20 protein-coding genes are annotated in these 15552 nt (G+C 68.4%); 11 read left to right on the forward strand and 9 right to left on the reverse strand.

Annotation, left to right across the window (positions count from 1 at the left end):
* Positions 1-2: 2 nt before the first annotated feature.
* The 5 genes from AC1DSA_RS06330 to AC1DSA_RS06350 all read right to left on the reverse strand — a co-directional run bounded on the left by AC1DSA_RS06330 (position 3) and on the right by AC1DSA_RS06350 (position 3041).
* Entirely contained in the window at positions 3-665 is a 663-nt protein-coding gene (locus AC1DSA_RS06330) for a hypothetical protein (RefSeq protein WP_477887179.1), read from the reverse strand.
* A gap of 80 nt (positions 666-745) precedes the next feature.
* Positions 746-1750, reverse strand: a complete 1005-nt coding sequence (locus AC1DSA_RS06335) for an NAD(P)H-dependent glycerol-3-phosphate dehydrogenase (RefSeq protein ID WP_477887181.1) — start codon at positions 1748-1750, stop codon at positions 746-748.
* A gap of 21 nt (positions 1751-1771) precedes the next feature.
* Positions 1772-2242 carry a protein-export chaperone SecB gene (gene secB, locus AC1DSA_RS06340; RefSeq protein ID WP_477887183.1) on the reverse strand — a complete coding sequence of 157 codons (471 nt, stop codon included), beginning with the start codon at positions 2240-2242 and terminating at the stop codon, positions 1772-1774.
* Between the two features lie 104 nt (positions 2243-2346).
* Positions 2347-2613, reverse strand: a complete 267-nt coding sequence (gene grxC, locus AC1DSA_RS06345; RefSeq protein ID WP_477887185.1) for a glutaredoxin 3 — start codon at positions 2611-2613, stop codon at positions 2347-2349.
* Positions 2614-2633: 20 nt separating this feature from the next.
* A complete protein-coding gene (locus tag AC1DSA_RS06350) occupies positions 2634-3041 on the reverse strand; it encodes a rhodanese-like domain-containing protein (protein WP_477887433.1) in 408 nt (135 codons plus the stop codon).
* Between the two features lie 93 nt (positions 3042-3134).
* On the opposite strand from AC1DSA_RS06350, the gene gpmA reads away from it, so the two are divergent.
* The 3 genes from gpmA (at position 3135) to AC1DSA_RS06365 (ending at position 6417) form a co-directional block, all read left to right on the forward strand.
* The gene (gene gpmA, locus AC1DSA_RS06355) at positions 3135-3881 is read left to right on the forward strand and encodes a 2,3-diphosphoglycerate-dependent phosphoglycerate mutase (protein WP_477887187.1); all 747 of its coding nucleotides are present in this window, start codon (positions 3135-3137) and stop codon (positions 3879-3881) included.
* A gap of 163 nt (positions 3882-4044) precedes the next feature.
* Entirely contained in the window at positions 4045-5484 is a 1440-nt protein-coding gene (locus tag AC1DSA_RS06360; RefSeq protein ID WP_477887189.1) for a S41 family peptidase, read from the forward strand.
* Positions 5485-5661: 177 nt separating this feature from the next.
* The gene (locus AC1DSA_RS06365; RefSeq protein ID WP_477887191.1) at positions 5662-6417 is read left to right on the forward strand and encodes a HesA/MoeB/ThiF family protein; all 756 of its coding nucleotides are present in this window, start codon (positions 5662-5664) and stop codon (positions 6415-6417) included.
* A 4-nt stretch (positions 6418-6421) separates the two neighbouring features.
* Here AC1DSA_RS06365 and AC1DSA_RS06370 read toward each other — a convergent pair whose 3' ends face one another.
* Entirely contained in the window at positions 6422-6580 is a 159-nt protein-coding gene (locus AC1DSA_RS06370; protein ID WP_477887193.1) for a hypothetical protein, read from the reverse strand.
* Positions 6581-6792: 212 nt separating this feature from the next.
* Between AC1DSA_RS06370 and AC1DSA_RS06375 the strand changes: the two genes are divergently transcribed.
* Positions 6793-7170, forward strand: a complete 378-nt coding sequence (locus AC1DSA_RS06375; RefSeq protein ID WP_477887195.1) for a response regulator — start codon at positions 6793-6795, stop codon at positions 7168-7170.
* 4 nt (positions 7171-7174) lie between these two features.
* Here the strand turns inward: AC1DSA_RS06375 and AC1DSA_RS06380 are convergent, their stop codons facing one another.
* On the reverse strand, positions 7175-7807 hold the full coding sequence (locus tag AC1DSA_RS06380; protein ID WP_193678111.1) for a response regulator: 633 nt from the start codon (positions 7805-7807) through the stop codon (positions 7175-7177).
* Positions 7808-7926: 119 nt separating this feature from the next.
* Between AC1DSA_RS06380 and AC1DSA_RS06385 the strand changes: the two genes are divergently transcribed.
* The 7 genes from AC1DSA_RS06385 (at position 7927) to AC1DSA_RS06415 (ending at position 12559) form a co-directional block, all read left to right on the forward strand.
* Positions 7927-9306, forward strand: coding sequence for a CHASE3 domain-containing protein (locus AC1DSA_RS06385; RefSeq protein WP_477887435.1), 1380 nt, complete (start codon positions 7927-7929; stop codon positions 9304-9306).
* 165 nt (positions 9307-9471) lie between these two features.
* Positions 9472-9636 (forward strand): DUF1328 domain-containing protein, encoded by a 165-nt coding sequence (locus tag AC1DSA_RS06390; RefSeq protein ID WP_477887197.1) that lies wholly within the window; start codon positions 9472-9474, stop codon positions 9634-9636.
* A 37-nt stretch (positions 9637-9673) separates the two neighbouring features.
* Entirely contained in the window at positions 9674-9940 is a 267-nt protein-coding gene (locus AC1DSA_RS06395; protein ID WP_477887199.1) for a hypothetical protein, read from the forward strand.
* A 12-nt stretch (positions 9941-9952) separates the two neighbouring features.
* Positions 9953-10327: a hypothetical protein gene (locus AC1DSA_RS06400; RefSeq protein ID WP_477887201.1), complete on the forward strand. Its 375-nt coding sequence runs from the start codon at positions 9953-9955 to the stop codon at positions 10325-10327.
* Between the two features lie 87 nt (positions 10328-10414).
* A complete protein-coding gene (locus AC1DSA_RS06405; RefSeq protein WP_477887203.1) occupies positions 10415-10873 on the forward strand; it encodes a hypothetical protein in 459 nt (152 codons plus the stop codon).
* A gap of 94 nt (positions 10874-10967) precedes the next feature.
* Complete coding sequence (locus tag AC1DSA_RS06410) at positions 10968-11282, forward strand: BON domain-containing protein (protein ID WP_477887205.1); 315 nt, start codon at positions 10968-10970, stop codon at positions 11280-11282.
* A 98-nt stretch (positions 11283-11380) separates the two neighbouring features.
* The gene (locus AC1DSA_RS06415) at positions 11381-12559 is read left to right on the forward strand and encodes a zinc-binding metallopeptidase family protein (RefSeq protein ID WP_477887207.1); all 1179 of its coding nucleotides are present in this window, start codon (positions 11381-11383) and stop codon (positions 12557-12559) included.
* Positions 12560-12667: 108 nt separating this feature from the next.
* Here the strand turns inward: AC1DSA_RS06415 and AC1DSA_RS06420 are convergent, their stop codons facing one another.
* Complete coding sequence (locus tag AC1DSA_RS06420; protein WP_477887208.1) at positions 12668-12919, reverse strand: hypothetical protein; 252 nt, start codon at positions 12917-12919, stop codon at positions 12668-12670.
* 169 nt (positions 12920-13088) lie between these two features.
* Complete coding sequence (locus AC1DSA_RS06425) at positions 13089-15551, reverse strand: ligase-associated DNA damage response DEXH box helicase (protein ID WP_477887210.1); 2463 nt, start codon at positions 15549-15551, stop codon at positions 13089-13091.
* Position 15552 lies beyond the last annotated feature (1 nt).

Here is a 15552-nt window from a genome sequence, read left to right on the forward strand (position 1 = left end):
CCTCAGTTGGCCGCGAAGCAGTACAGGCGGCCGTCGCCGCCGGTGGCCTTGAGCGAAGCCAGGCTGCAGCCGCGCGAGGCGTGCGACGAGTTCCAGGACTTCGCGGGGGCCGATTCGTCCAGGCCGGTCCGGTCGTGGTGGCCGACGATCGCCGAGCCATCACCGCCCTTGGTCCAGTTGCCGCAGGTGGTGTCGGCAGTGCCGCCCGCGGTGGCGCGCCCGTCGGGCGTGGAGCCGGTCAGCACGTCGTGCATGTTCACCGCATCGCCCCGGCCCATGACCCCCTCCCCTTTCTCGGTCAGCGCCGTGACCTTGGACAGCTGGTTCGTCCCGTGCAGTTCGTCGACGTTCGCCGCGACCATCGTGCCCTTGGCGTTGTACCAGGGGCCGCGGCCGATGCGGTCGCGCGCGTTCACCGGCGTGGCGCCGGTGGCGCTCAGGTAGGCGCGCCAGGTCTTGCCGCCGGCGCCGGCCGCACTGGCCAGCGACTGGCAGTACTGGTCCGCTCCCGCGAGGCCGCCGAAGTCGGCACCCTTGCCCGGGTTGCTGCTGGTGACGAAGAAGCTCATGTTGTTGCTGCCGCCCCCGCCCATGCCCATGCCGCCGGCGCAGGCAGCCAGCAGGAGGACGGACGCGGTGGCGGTGAGGACGTGAAGACGGCGCATGGGGATCTCCGTTGTTGTGGGAGGCCACAGTCTCGCCGAGCACCCACCCCGCACAGGGGCGGGAAGGTCCCTAGGTAACGCTAGGAATATTCTGCTGCGGGGTCGCGGCCCATGAGCGTCGCCACCGCCTCGGCCGGAGACTGGCGTCCGTCCAGCAGGTCGACCACCGCATCGGCGATAGGCATCCGCACGCCCAGCCGGCGCGCACGCTCGACCACGGTGCGCGCGCTGTACACGCCCTCGGCCACATGGCCGAGCGAATCGACCGCCTGCTGCAGCGTCCGGCCTTCGGCCAGCAGCAATCCCACGCGGCGGTTGCGGCTGAGATCGCCGGTGGCCGTCAGCACGAGGTCTCCCAGCCCCGACAGCCCCATGAAGGTTTCGGCGCGTGCGCCCAGTGCCAGCCCCAGGCGCGTCATCTCGGCCAGGCCGCGGGTGATCAGCGCCGCGCGGGCATTGAGGCCCAGCGCGAGCCCGTCGCACAGCCCGGTGGCGATGGCGAGCACGTTCTTGACCGCGCCGCCCACCTCGACCCCGGGCAGGTCCTCGGTGGCGTACACGCGCATCGCGGGTCCGTGGAAGGCCGCCACCAGGGCGTCGCGCACGGCCGCCGCATCGCTGGCGGCCACCAGCGCGGTCGGCCGGCCCTGGGCGACTTCCTGCGCGAAGCTGGGTCCGCTGAGCACGCCGGCCGCCAGCGTGGGGGCCACTTCGGCCCGGATCTCGTGGCCCAGCAGGCCGTAGGGCTGCGAAGCCGGCAGTTCGAAGCCCTTGCAAAGCCAGGCCACGGGACGCGTGCAGCCGCGCAGCGCGGTGAGCACCTCGCGCAGCCCCGCCATCGGGGTGGCGACGATCACCAGGTCGTGCCGCTGGGCCAGCGCGGCAACGTCGCCGGCTTGCGGCGAGGCAACCGTCACGCCCGGTGGAAGGCCAAAGCCGGCGAGGTAATGGACGTTTTCGCGGCGTGCCGCGATCGCCGCCGCCTGGGCTGCGTCACGCGCCCACAGGGTGACGCGGTGCCGCGCGCCCGCGCTGATGGCGAGCGCCGTGCCCCAGGCACCGGCCCCGAGCACCAGGATGTCCATGGGCTGCGTGCGCCGCGGCGTTCAGGCGGAGGTGATGATGCCGGAGCCCTGGGGCGCCTGCTGGCCCTGCTGCGCCTGCTGCTGCTCGTACATCGCCTGGAAGTTGATCTCGGCCAGGTGCACCGGCGGGAAGCCCGCGCGCGTCACGATGTCGGACACGTTGGCACGCAGGTACGGATAGACGATCTGCGGGCAGGCGATGCCCATCACGGCCTGCATCTGGTCGGCGGGCACGTTGCGGATCTCGAAGATGCCGGCCTGCTTCACCTCGACCAGAAACACCGTGCGGTCCTTGATCTTGGTCGTTACCGTCGCCGACACGGCGACTTCGAACACGCCGTCGACGGCCTGCTGCGCTTCCACGCCCAGCTGGATGTCCACGGTGGGCTGTTCCTGCTCCAGCAGGATGGCCGGGGAGTTCGGCTGTTCCAGCGACGCTTCCTTCATGTAGACGCGCTGGATCTGGAATACGGGTTCTTTGTTGTCGGCCATGGCCAATGCCTTCGTTGCGGATGAAAAAAGGCCCGCCGGGACGCTGCCGGCGGGCGCATTGCGGGATGCCCCGGATTATCGCAGGCAGGCGGACGGTGGCGCGCTCAGCCGGCGGCGCCGTTGAGCAGGGGCAAGAGGCCGCCCCGGCCGTCCAGGGCGACGAGGTCGTCGCAGCCGCCCACGTGGGTGTCGCCGATGAAGATCTGCGGCACCGTGCGGCGGCCGGTGATCTCCATCATCTTCATGCGCTCCTCGGGCTGCATGTCGATGCGGATCTCCTCGATCGCGTCGACGCCCTTGGACTTGAGGATCTGCTTGGCACGGATGCAGTAGGGGCAAACGGCCGTGGTGTACATCTTGACGGGCTTCATGGGACCAGTGTGGCGAGGGTTCAGGATTTCTCGACGGGGAGGTTGGCTTCTTTCCACGCGCGAAGTCCGCCACCCAGGACGACAGCCTTTTCGTACCCCAGGGTTTTGGCCTTGGCCGTGCAGCGCTGCGCCCGGGCGCCGGTGGCGCACACCAGGATCAGGGGCACACCCTTGTTCTTCACCACCTCGGGCAGCCTTCGCTCCAGGTCGTTCACCGGGATGTTGCGGGCGCCGGTGATGTGGCCGGCGGCGAACTCGTCCGCCTCGCTCACGTCCACCACCACCGCGCGTTCGCGGTTGATCAGTTGCACGGCATCGCCCGGGCTCAGCCCGGCGCGGGTCCCGGCGGCAATGCCGGGCCACAGCAGCAGGCTGCCGGACACGACGGCGATCAGCACCAGGGCCCAGTTGTGCTGCAAAAACGGCAAGAGATCCATTCCAACCTTTCTTCTTCAGCCCGGAAGGTTCCGGACAGCCCGCAATTCTAGAATGCCGGGTTTCTCCCTCACCTGCGCCTGACCATGCACAAGCTCGTCCTGATCCGCCACGGCGAATCCACCTGGAACCTGGAAAACCGCTTTACCGGCTGGACCGACGTGGACCTGACGCCGCTGGGGCTGGAACAGGCCGTCCAGGCCGGGCGCCTGCTGAAAACGGAGGGCTACGACTTCGACCTCTGTTACACGAGCGTCCTCAAGCGGGCCACCCGCACGCTGTGGCACGTGCTGGACGAAATGGACCGCACCTGGCTGCCCGTGGCGCACTCCTGGCGGCTGAACGAGCGCCATTACGGTGCACTGCAGGGGCTGAACAAGGCGGACATGGCCAAGAAGTTCGGCGAGGACCAGGTCCTGGTCTGGCGCCGAAGCTACGACGTGCCGCCGCCCGCGCTCGATCCGGCGGATCCCCGGTCCGAGCGTGGGGATATCCGCTATGCGCGGCTGAAGCCGGAGGAAATCCCCCTGACCGAGTGCCTGAAGGACACGGTGGCGCGGGTCCTGCCGTTCTGGAACGAAGCCATGGCGCCCGCCATCCGCGCCGGCAAGCGGGTCCTGGTGTCCGCCCACGGCAACTCCATCCGGGCCCTGGTCAAGTACCTGGACGGAATCTCCGACCAGGAGATCGTGGGACTGAACATTCCCAACGGAATTCCACTGGTTTACGAACTGGACGCAAACCTGCGACCGCTGCGCCACTACTATCTGGGAGACGCCGAGGCCGTGGCGCGAGCGGCCGCGGCGGTGGCCAGCCAGGGCAAGGCAGGCTGAAGCGACCGCCGCGCGTCAAAGTCCCCTGTAGGACGGTTCCTGCCCGAATCGCGTTTTTTTCACACGCCGCCGGCACCGTCCCGGGAACCCCTGATCCAGCCCCGCGTCAGAGAGGTTTCTCAGGTGTATATTGAAGTCGAGAGGACCCTTGGAACGTAACCCCATGAGCCACAAACTCAAGATTGCCGGCTGGATTTCCGTAGGCGCCCTTGCCGGAGCGCTGACCACGGTTTCCCTGCAAACCGTCGCCCGTGGCTCCCTGGCCCCGTTGCCGCTCGAGGAACTGCAGCAGCTTGCGGCCGTGTTCAGCATGGTCAAGAGCGACTATGTCGAGCCGGTCGACGAGAAGAAGCTGATCACCGATGCCATCTCCGGCATGGTCGCCAGCCTCGATCCGCATTCCCAGTATTTCGACAAGAAGTCGTTCAAGGAATTCCGCGAAGGAACGTCCGGCCGCTTCGTCGGCGTCGGCATCGAGATTTCGCAGGAAGACGGGCTGGTCAAGGTGGTCTCGCCGATCGAAGGCTCCCCCGCCTACCGCGCCGGCCTGAAGAGCGGCGACCTGATCACCAAGATCGACGACACCGCCGTGAAGGGCCTGTCGCTGTCCGATGCCGTCAAGCGCATGCGCGGCGAGCCCCAGACCAAGGTGATGCTCACGATCTACCGCAAGGATGAGAACCGCACCTTCCCGGTGACGATCACCCGCGAGGAGATCAAGACGCAGTCGGTCAAGGGCAAGGTCATCGAGCCCGGCTACGGATGGGTTCGCCTGTCGCAGTTCCAGGAGCGCACGGTCGACGACTTCGTCAACAAGGTCAACGAGCTGTACAAGCAGGATCCCAACCTGAAGGGCCTGGTGCTCGACCTGCGCAACGACCCGGGCGGCCTGCTGGATTCCGCAGTGGCGGTCTCCGCGGCCTTCCTGCCCGAGAACGTGAACGTGGTCTCCACCAACGGCCAGCTGCCCGAGAGCAAGTTCGTGTACAAGGCCTCGCCGGAGTTCTACCAGCGCCGCGCCGGTTCCGACCCGCTCAAGCGCCTGCCGCCCCAGCTGAAGAACGTGCCGCTGGTGGTGCTGGTGAACGAAGGCTCCGCCTCCGCTTCCGAGATCGTGGCCGGCGCCCTGCAGGACCACAAGCGCGGCATCGTGCTGGGCAGCCAGACCTTCGGCAAGGGCTCCGTGCAGACGGTGCGCCCGCTGGGCCCCGACACCGGCCTGAAGCTGACCACGGCGCGTTACTACACGCCCAGCGGCAAGTCGATCCAGGCCAAGGGCATCGTGCCCGACGTGATGGTCGACGAGACCGAGGAAGGCAACCTCTTCTCCGTGCTGCGCACGCGCGAAGCCGACCTGGACAAGCACCTCAACAGCGGCCAGGGTGCCGAAGTGAAGGATGCGGCCCGCGAGAAGGCGCGCGAGGAAGCACGCAAGCGTGCCGAGGAAGAGGCCAAGAAGGGCCCGTCCGAGCGCAAGGTGCCCGAATTCGGCAACGAAAAGGACTTCCAACTGGTGCAGGCCCTGAACCAGCTGAAGGGCCGGCCGGTGGTGATCTCCAAGACCCAGGTCGTGGAGAACAAGGAAGAGAAGAAGGAAAATTAGACACCTTCATCCTGAAAAATGGCGGCCTCTGGGCCGCCTTTTTCATTGCGTGGATCGCGCGGAATAGCATGCAGCGCGGTCCCACCTGTGTGGAAGATCCGGCTCCGCCGGGCTTCCACACACCGTTCAAAACCACTGCAAAAAGTCGGACCGACTTTTTGCAGTGAAAATCGCCTCATGACGGACGACCAGCTGCTTCGGTACTCCAGGCACATCCTGCTCGACGAAGTAGGTGTGGAGGGCCAGCAGCGGCTGCTGGACTCGCACGCGCTCGTCATCGGCGCCGGCGGTTTGGGCTCGCCCGTCGTGCTGTACCTCGGCACCGCGGGCGTCGGCCGCATCACGATCGTGGACCACGATGCCGTGGACCTCACCAACCTGCAGCGGCAGATCGCGCACAACCTGGATCGCGTCGGCCGGCCGAAGGCGCAGTCCGCGCGCGAGGCGGTTGCGGCGATCAACCCTGACGTGTTCGTGCGTCCCGTCGTGATGAAGGCGGATGCGCAGGCGCTGGACGAACTCGTGCCGCAGGCCGACGTGGTGATCGACTGCTGCGACAACTTCGAGACGCGCCAGGCCATCAACCGCGCCTGCTTCGCGCATGGCAAGCCGCTGGTGTCCGGCGCCGCCATCCGCTTCGACGGACAGGTCAGCGTGTTCGACCCGCGGCGCGCGGACAGCCCGTGCTACGCCTGCGTGTTCCCGCCGGACCAGTCGCTCGAGGAGACACGCTGCGCCACCATGGGCGTGTTCGCGCCGCTGGTGGGGATCATCGGGGCGATGCAGGCCTCGGAAGCCTTGCGCCTGCTCGCGGGCGTTGGCAGCTCGCTGGCCGGCCGCCTTCAGATGCTCGACGGCCGCACGATGGAGTGGAATGAAATGCGGGTGCGCCGTGACGCCGCCTGCCCGGTCTGCGCGCAGCGCGGCGCCTGACGACTCACTCGTCGGCGCCGAACAGCGCGGCGACCACCTGGCCGGTTGGTGCGCTCTGCGCTGCCATCTGCACCTCCGCCGCACCCGGCTCGCCCAACGCCACGAGCGCCGCGGCGAACAGCGTGACCAGGATGACGATGACGGATCGGAGAACGGGTTTCATGTGCGTGCGGGGCAGGAACTGCTCGCCCCTTGCATCGCAGTGTGCCCGCTGCGGCCCGCGCGAGAAGTCGGCACGCTGCGGTCCAGCACGTCGTCCGCCACACCCGAGCTCGTAGGAACCATCCTACCCGTGGCGCGATGGCCCGCTGGCACAATGGCCCGCGGTCAGAGGGGACCGGCGGCTGGCGGCAGCCGCGCCACACTCGCCAGCCCGTGGAACTGCGCACCTACATCGTCGAAGACAACGCGACCATCCGCGAGAACCTGATCGAAACGCTGGCGGAACTCGCCGGAGTGAGTTCGCTTGGGTGGGCCGAAGCGGAAGGCATCGCGCGTGCGTGGCTCGCGGCCCATCGGGGCGACTGGGATCTGGCGATCGTCGACCTGTTCCTCAAGCAAGGCAGTGGGCTCGGCGTGCTGGAAGCCTGCCAGGACCGCAGCCGCGACCAGCGCGTCGTGGTCCTCAGCAACTATGCGACCCCCGACATGCGCAAGCGCTGCGCGGAGATGGGCGCCGATGCGGTGTTCGACAAGTCGAACGAGATCGACGCCCTGGTCGACTACTGCCTCGCGCTGGGCGGGCAGCGCTGACGCTTCAGTCGATCAGCTTGTTCTTCAGCGCGTAGTACGTGAGGTCGCTGTTGGAGGAGAGGTTCATCTTCTCCATCAGGCGCGTGCGGTACGTGCTCACCGTCTTCACGGACAGCGACAGCGCCTTGGCGATGTCGCCCGCGGTCTCGCCCTTGGCGAGCTTGAGGAACACCTGGAATTCGCGTTCCGACAATTGCTCGTGCGGCGCGCCGCCTTCCTTGCGGTTGAGCTGCTGCGCGAGCAGTTCGGCGACCGCGGGCGAGATGTACCGGCGGCCCAGCGCGATGGTGCGGATCGCGTTGACGATCTCCATCGGCTCGCATTCCTTGTTCAGGTAACCGCTGGCGCCCTGCCGGATCAGGTTCATCGCGTAATGCTCTTCGGGATAGCCGGAGAGGATCAGGATGCCGACGTCGGGTGCCTTCGCCCGGATCATGCCCAGCGCGTCGATGCCGCTCTGTCCCGGCATCGAGAGGTCCATCACCAGGACGTCCATTTCGGTGGTGCGCACGAGATCGATGGCTTCGCGCCCGCTCGACGCCTCACCGACGACACGCAGGTCGACCTGTTCAGAAAAGAACTGTTTGAGGCCCGACCGCACAATGGCGTGGTCGTCCACAATGCCCACTTTGATCATGCTTCACCTTCTACGCCAAGCTGATTCATTGTGCCCCACTTCCGGTTGGAAATGGCCTACCCTTGAGCCATGACGTGCCCGGATTTTATGCAGACCGTTGAGCCTCGCGGGTGAAACCACTGTCATCTTTTGCCTCGTCCCGAGGTGCGATCAGTCTTATTCTTGCCCTGCTGGCAGCGCTGGTGCTCATCGGTATCAACGAGACCGGCTACAACCAGTCGGCCCAGGCGCTCGATCGCATCGATGAGAACACGCGCATCCGCAACGCGGTGAGCCGCCTGCTGCTGCACATGGTGGATGCGGAGACCGGATCGCGCGGCTACCTGCTCACCGGCGACCCGCGCTACCTGGAGCCCTACGACGCGGCGGTCGCGGAGATCGGCCAGAACCTCGACTCCTTGCGCAAGAGCTATGCGGCGGAAGCGCCGGATGCCGCCGTGCTCGGCCAGCTCACGCGCAACGTGCAGCGCAAGCTCGCCGAGATGGACCTGTCGGTGCGCATGCGCAAGCAGGGCAACGAGGACGCATGGAAGTCCGTGCTGCTCACCGACGTCGGCAAGGAGCACATGGATGCCATCCGCGGCGAGGCGGGACAGCTGATCCAGAGCGCGACCGACCGCATGGTTTTGGCGCAGGACCAGGTGCAGCGCACGCTTCGGCGCGCGCGCGCGGGCATCGCCATCGTCGCGGCCGCGGCGCTGCTCGCCTTCGCGCTGTACCTGCGCCAGACCACGCGGCTCAAGCGCGCGGGCGAACAGCAGCAGGCGGCGCTGCAGCAGGAGCGCGACCAGCTGGAGCGGCAGGTGCGGGAGCGCACGGCTTCCCTGGCGCAGCTGGCCACCCACCTGCAGCAGGTGCGCGAGGAGGAACGCGGCCACCTGGCGCGCGAGCTGCACGACGAACTCGGCGCGCTGCTCACCGCCGCCAAGCTGGATGTCGCCCGGCTGAAGTCCAGGCTCGGACCGCAAGGCCCCGAAGTGCTGGAACGCATGCAGCACCTCACGGAGGCCCTCAACAGCGGGATCGCGCTGAAGCGCCGCATCATCGAGGACCTGCGACCCTCCTCCCTCGCCAACCTGGGACTCACGCCTTCGCTGGAGATCCTGGCGCGCGAGTTCTCCGAGCGCTCCGGCGTCGAGGTGGCGACCAGCCTGGAAGCCGTGGAGCTCGGGGAGTCCGCGCAACTCACCGTCTACCGCATCGTCCAGGAGTCCCTGACGAACGTGGGCAAGTACGCGGAGGCCACCCAGGTCGACATCAGCGTGCGCGACTACAGCAACCACGTGGAAGTGGAGATCCGCGACAACGGCAAGGGGTTCGACGTGCACTCCATGCACGCCTCCACGCACGGGCTCGCCGGCATGCGCCACCGCGTGGAGGCGGCCGGGGGTCGCTTGAGCCTGGCCTCGCAGCCCGGCAATGGCACGCGGATCATGGCCATGCTGCCCAAGGCCGGCGCGGCGGCACCCTCGCCCGCCCCGGCGCCGGCATCCGCGTGAAGCATCCCGGCCGCGCGTAGGCGCCGTCCTACATCGCTTGCCTCCCGCGTGACTACAGCGGATCAGGCCCGCTCCTGATCGTTGCGCCGGGCCGTATGCCTAAGCTAGCCGCAGGCATGGACAGCCCCCGTGCCCGCGCGCCCAAGGTTCATCGAGGAGTCCCCCGTGCTGCATTACGCCGTCGCCTTCCTGGTCATCGCGCTGATCGCGGCGGTGCTCGGGTTCGGCGGCATCGTGACGGAGACGGAGGAGCTCGCGAAGACTGCGTTCTTCGTGTTCGCCGGCCTCTCGGCCATCGCCTTCCTGATGGGCCTCATGCGCAGAACCTAGGCACCCCGCACACCCAACAAAAGAGGACCCGCACATGATGAACGAAACACTCGACAGCACCCGCCGCCTGGCCGCCGACGCCCTGGACCGCGCGAGCAGCACGGTGAAGGACCTGCGCTCCGGCGTGTCCGATCGCGCGTCCTCGGCCCAGCGCTACATGGGCGAGTACGCCAGCGCGGGCACCCGCTACGTGTCCGAGCATCCGATGAAGTCCGCGCTGATCGCGGCCGCAGTCGGCGCCGCCGTCGCGGGCATCGTGATCGCCATGCGCCACCGCAACGACCTCCAGAACCGCTACTTCTGAGGCCCGACGCCCATGGTGCATCCGATCTTCTCGGTGCTGATCACCAGGCCGGAGCTGGTGATGGAACACGTGGCCGGCTATGCGTCGCTGATGCGGGAGGAAGCCTCCTCCGTGGGCAGCGAAGTCGCCAAGCGCGCGGTCGCCTGGGCCATCACGCTGTCCGCCGCGCTGGTGTTCCTGATCCTCGCCGGCGTGGCTGCGATGCTCGCCGCGATCCAGGACCGGTTCCATTGGGCGTTCGTTCTCGTTCCGCTGATCCCGCTGGTGGTCTCCGTCGCCGCCTTCACGGTGGCGCGCAAGCGCCTGCCGGAGAAGGCGTTCACCGAACTGAAGGCGCAGCTCGATGCCGATGCGCAGACGCTGCGCGGGATCGGTGCGCGCTCATGAGCGGCGCACGGCCGCACGACAGCGCTCGCTGCTCCCTTCAGGGCGAGCCGCGGACCCCACGGCGCTCCGGCAGGGGGGAGGTCTCCCATGTCTGAGGCTTCCGACCGGCTGGCACGCAATCGCCAGGCCATCCTCGAGCAGATCGCGCGGCGGCAGCGTCGGCACGATCCCCGCGAGGAAGTGGCCGGCCAGCCTTTCAGCGACGGCTTCGGTTTCCCGGAGGACGACCTGCCGCCGCCGGTCGCGGGCGCCGATTGGTTCGGCCACCTGCGGCATGGGGTCAAGACCTGGTGGCGCTACCACCCGGCCCACATGGTGACCGACCTCGCCGCGCCGCTGCTGCAGGAATACGCACGCCGCAAGCCGCTGCAGCTGCTGGGCATCTCGCTGCTGACTGGCGCGGCGCTCACCTTCGCGCGGCCGTGGCGCCTGATCTCGGTGACCACGCTGCTGGTGGCCCTGCTCAAGTCGTCGCAGCTGTCGCACCTGTTCGCTGCTGCGATGTCGGCGGCGGACTACCGAAAGGATCACAACCGTCCTGAGTGAAATCGGCGAACCGGGAGGTACGGTGCGGGTCCCGGTGCGCGTTTTTGCAGTCCCGCACCACATCACAAGCAAATCCGCAAGGAAGGGAGTTCATATGAAGCAGACTCGCGCCATCGCACTGGCAATCCTCACCGGCCTCACGCTGGTCACCTCCGGCTGCGCCGTCATGCGCGGCCAGACCGACGCCGGCACCTATGTCGACGACCGCGCCATCAGCACCACGGTGAAGGCCAAGCTGCTCGAGGACAAGAGCACGGGCGGCATGTCGATCAACGTCGACACGCTCAATGGCACCGTGGCCCTGTCCGGTTTCGCCAAGTCCCAGGCCGAGAAGGACTCGGCCGGCCGCATCGCCGCCGCCACCAAGGGCGTGCGTGAAGTGCGCAACAACCTCGTCGTGCGTCCGTAAGCACACAAGGCTCCGGGCGGCGCCGCGCCGTCCGGACCATGGGGCAGGCGGCCAGCGGCGCGCCTGCCCTTTTTGCTTTCCGGGGAACCCAGGACACCATGAAGACATTCCACTGCCAGTACTGCGGCAACCCGATCTTCTTCGAGAACGTGACGTGCCTGCAGTGCGACAGCGCGCTGGCCTTCCTGCCCGACCGCCTGAACATGGCGGCGATCGAGAAGGCCCCGGGCAACGACGACACCCTCTGGCGCCCGCGCGCCCGTGGCAGGAAGGCCTCCCCGGCGCGCTATCGGCTTTGCCACAACCACACCACGCAGAACGCCTGCAACTTCGCGGTGCCGGCGGACGACCCCAATCCCCTGTGCGTGTCCTGCCGCCTCACGCGCGTGCTGCCGGACCTCTCCAAGCCGGAGAACCCGCAGCGCTGGTACCGGCTGGAGGTCGCCAAGCGGCGGCTGTTCTACACCCTGGGCAAGCTGGGCCTGGTCGCGGCCGCCCCGCACGAAGGCAACGCCGACGGCCCGGTGTTCGAGTTCCTGGAAGATCTCCCCGGTCAGCCCGTGATGACCGGTCACGCGCAGGGCGTGGTCACGCTCAACGTGTCGGAGGCGGACGAAGCCGAGCGCGTGCGCCGGCGGGTGGAGATGCACGAGCCCTACCGCACCCTGCTCGGCCACTTCCGCCATGAATCGGGCCACTACTACTGGGACCGCCTGATCGACGAAGGCCAGCGCCTGGAGGGGTTCCGCGCCGTGTTCGGCGATGAGCAGCAGGACTACCGGCAGGCCTTGCAGGACCACTATGCACGCGGCGGCACGCTGCCCGACTGGCAGGATCACTTCGTCAGCGAGTACGCGAGCGCGCACCCGTGGGAGGACTGGGCCGAGACCTGGGCGCACTACCTGCACATGGTGGACCTGCTGGAAACCGCCGCGTCCCACAACATGCGGCTCACGGTGCCCGGCCAGGACCGCGACGTCGAGGAGGTCCTGAACCCGCTGGAGACCGGCCAGCCGGACTTCGACACGCTGGTGGAGCAATGGGTGCCGCTGACGCTGCTGGTCAACAGCCTCAACCGCAGCCTCGGCCAGGAAGACGCCTATCCGTTCGCGCTGTCGGTGGGCGCGCTCCAGAAGCTGCGCTACGTGCACGACGTGATCAGCGAGACGCGCTCGCCGTCGACGGCGCGCGGGCCCCAGCCGGTCGCAACCGCGGACGCCGGAAAGCCCGCAGGCACCGCATCCACGGGCAAGGTGGAACCGGCGGCCACGCACTGAAGCCCACGCTGCACGGCAAGAGGGAGGGCCGCACGCGCGGCCCTCGGCTCGTTGCCTTGCGGCTTGCGGCTTGCGGGACTGTGATCGTCGCGGGTCCCGCGGCGTGCCTCAGGAGCGCGGCGAGGCGCCCCGCCAGAACCGCGACAGGCGCCCGTCCTCGCGCTGGCCGTCGTTCGTGTTGTGCGCCACGCCGATGGCTTCGCTGGAATCCTTCGCGCCTTTCATGCCCTGGCGGTTGATCTCCACGCTGGCCTGGTCCGCCGGCGGCCCGGGGTCGAGGCGTTCGCTGCAGGCGGCGAGCGCCAGCAGCAGCGTCATCGAGGCCGCCATGGCGGCAGTGCGGGTGCGGGACGTGTTCATGCCGGCTCCTTGGTGTGTTGGGAGAACTCTAGGCACCCCGTCATGGACAAGCCGTGCGCGGCCAGAGCAAGCCGGTGTAGGAGAACACTAGGAAATGCCCGAGGCCGGAGGCGGTCCAGGCCGCCCTCGCTGACGGGCCGCGCAAGAACAAGACCTGCCGGGTGAGCACTCAGGCCGCGTCGTCCCGCTCCATGTCGCGCAGGATCCGGTCCAGCCGCTGCGACAGCTGTTCGGTGGACAGCTTTTCGCGAAAGCGCTCCACCATCAGCGGCAGGCTCATCGGGCTGGGATGCCGCAGCGGCGCGAACACGAGCCGGCGTGCCCGCATGCGCTCCAGCGTGCCGCCGAGCCGCGACAGTTCCAGCTCCTGGCTCAGCACCTCGCTTTCCGCCTGGTTCAGCAGCAGGTTGCCTGCGTCGTACTTGCGGAACACCTCGTAGAACAGCGCGCTGGACGCCTGCAGCTGGCGCGTGCTCTTCTTCTGGCCGGGGTAACCGGTGGAAATCAGCCCCGCGACGCGCGCGATCTCGCGGAAGCGCCGCTGCGCCAGCTCGCTGGAGTTGAGCGAGGCCAGCACGTCGTGCAGCAGGTCGGTCCCGGAGAACACACGCTGGCTGGTGACGGGTTCGACGTCGAACGGCTCCGCGCTCACCAGCTCGAAGCCGTAGTCGTTGATCGAGATGCTGAAAGTGTTGGGATGTTCGCGAGCGAGGCGCCACGCGATCAGGCTCGCCAGGCCCAGGTGCACGTTGCGGCCGGCGAAGGGATAGATGTACAGGTGCTGGCCTTCGCGCGACTGGAAGGCTTCCACCAGCAGCGTGTCCGGCGTGGGAATCTTCGACAGCCGCTGCTGCGTCAGCAGCATGGGGCGCGCCGCCTCCAGCTCCGGCTCCTGGAAATCGCCCCGCGCGGCGCCCTGCATCATCTCCAGCACCGCGTCGCTCAGCTCGGTGGAAAGCGCCATCTTGCTGCCCTGCCAGGTCGGCACGGTGCCCTTGTTCTTGGTCGCCTTGCGCACGTAGGCGGCCATCTCGCGCACCCGCACGAACTCCAGCAGCCGGCCCGCGAAGAAGAAATGGTCGCCCGGCTTCAGGCGCGCGATGAAGCCCTCCTCCATGGTGCCGATGGTGGCGCCGGTGAGGTATTTCACCTGGATCGCCGCATCGCTCACGATGGTGCCCACGCCCAGGCGATGGCGCTTGGCGACGCCCTTGTCCTTCACGCGGAACACGCCTTCCTCGTCGCGCACGATGCGGTGGTACTCCGGGTACGCGCCCAGGCTGTCGCCGCCACGTTCGCAGAAGGCGATGGTCCAGTCGAACTCGGCGCGGGTGAGCGTGCGGTAGGACCAGGCCGTGGTCACTTCCGCGAACAGGTCATCCGGCGTGAACCCGCCGCCGAGTGCAACGGTCACGATGTGCTGCACCAGCACGTCGAAGGGCTTGGCCGGCGGCGTGCGCTTCTCCACCCGGCCGGCGTGCGCGGCCCGGCGCGCCGCCGCCGCCTCGATGATCTCCATGGTGTTGGTGGGCACCAGCGTCACGCGGCTGGGCCGGCCCGGCGCGTGGCCGCTGCGGCCGGCGCGCTGCATCATGCGCGCCACGCCCTTGGCCGACCCCACCTGCAGCACGCGTTCCACCGGCAGGAAGTCCACGCCCAGGTCCAGCGAGGAGGTCGCCACCACCGCGCGCAGCGTGCCCTCCTTGAGGCCCTGCTCGACCCACTCGCGGGTGGACTTGTCCAGCGAACCGTGGTGCAGCGCGATGCGCCCCGCCCAGTCCGGCCGCGCTTCCAGCAGCAGCTGGTACCAGATCTCCGCCTGCGAGCGCACGTTGGTGAAGACCAGCGTGGTGCCCGAGCGCGCGATCTCCTCCACCACCGGCTGCTGCATGCGCGCACCCAGGTGCCCGGCCCAGGAGTACTTGCCGGGGTCAGGCGGGATCAGCGTGTCGATCAGCAGCGTCTTGTCGATGCGGCCCTGCACCAGCTTCGGCGCAGGCTCGGGGTCCGGCCCGCACAGCACGTGCATCGCATCCTCCAGGTTGCCGAGCGTCGCGCTCAGTCCCCAGGTGACGAGGCCCGGATGGAAACGCCGCAAGCGCGCCAGCGCAAGCTGCGCCTGCACCCCGCGCTTGCTGCCGATCAGCTCGTGCCACTCGTCGATCACCACGTACTCCACACCCGAGAGTTCGTCGCGCGCGTTCTCGCGCGTGAGCATGAGCGTCAGCGACTCGGGCGTGGTCACCAGCACGGTGGGCATGCGCCGGTCCTGGCGCGCGCGTTCGGCGCTGGGCGTGTCGCCGGTGCGCAGGCCGATCGTCCAGTTCGGCGCGAGCTCGCGCAGCGGCTCGGTCAGCGCCTTGGTCGTGTCGGACGCCAGGGCGCGCATCGGCGTGAGCCAGACCACGCGCAAAGGTTCGGCCCCGCGTCCGTGCGGATGCCGCCGCAGCAGCGCGTCGAGCATGCCCAGCCACACCGCGTAGGTCTTGCCCGAGCCGGTGGTGGCGTGCAGCATGCCGCTGCGGCCCTCGTCCACCGCCGCCCACACCTCGCGCTGGAAGGCGAACGGCTGCCAGCCGCGCAGGGCCATCCAGGCCGCGGCCTGCACTCCCAGCTCCGGGTCCCTCCCCATG

The organism is Ramlibacter sp. P4_H7, assembly GCF_056400765.1.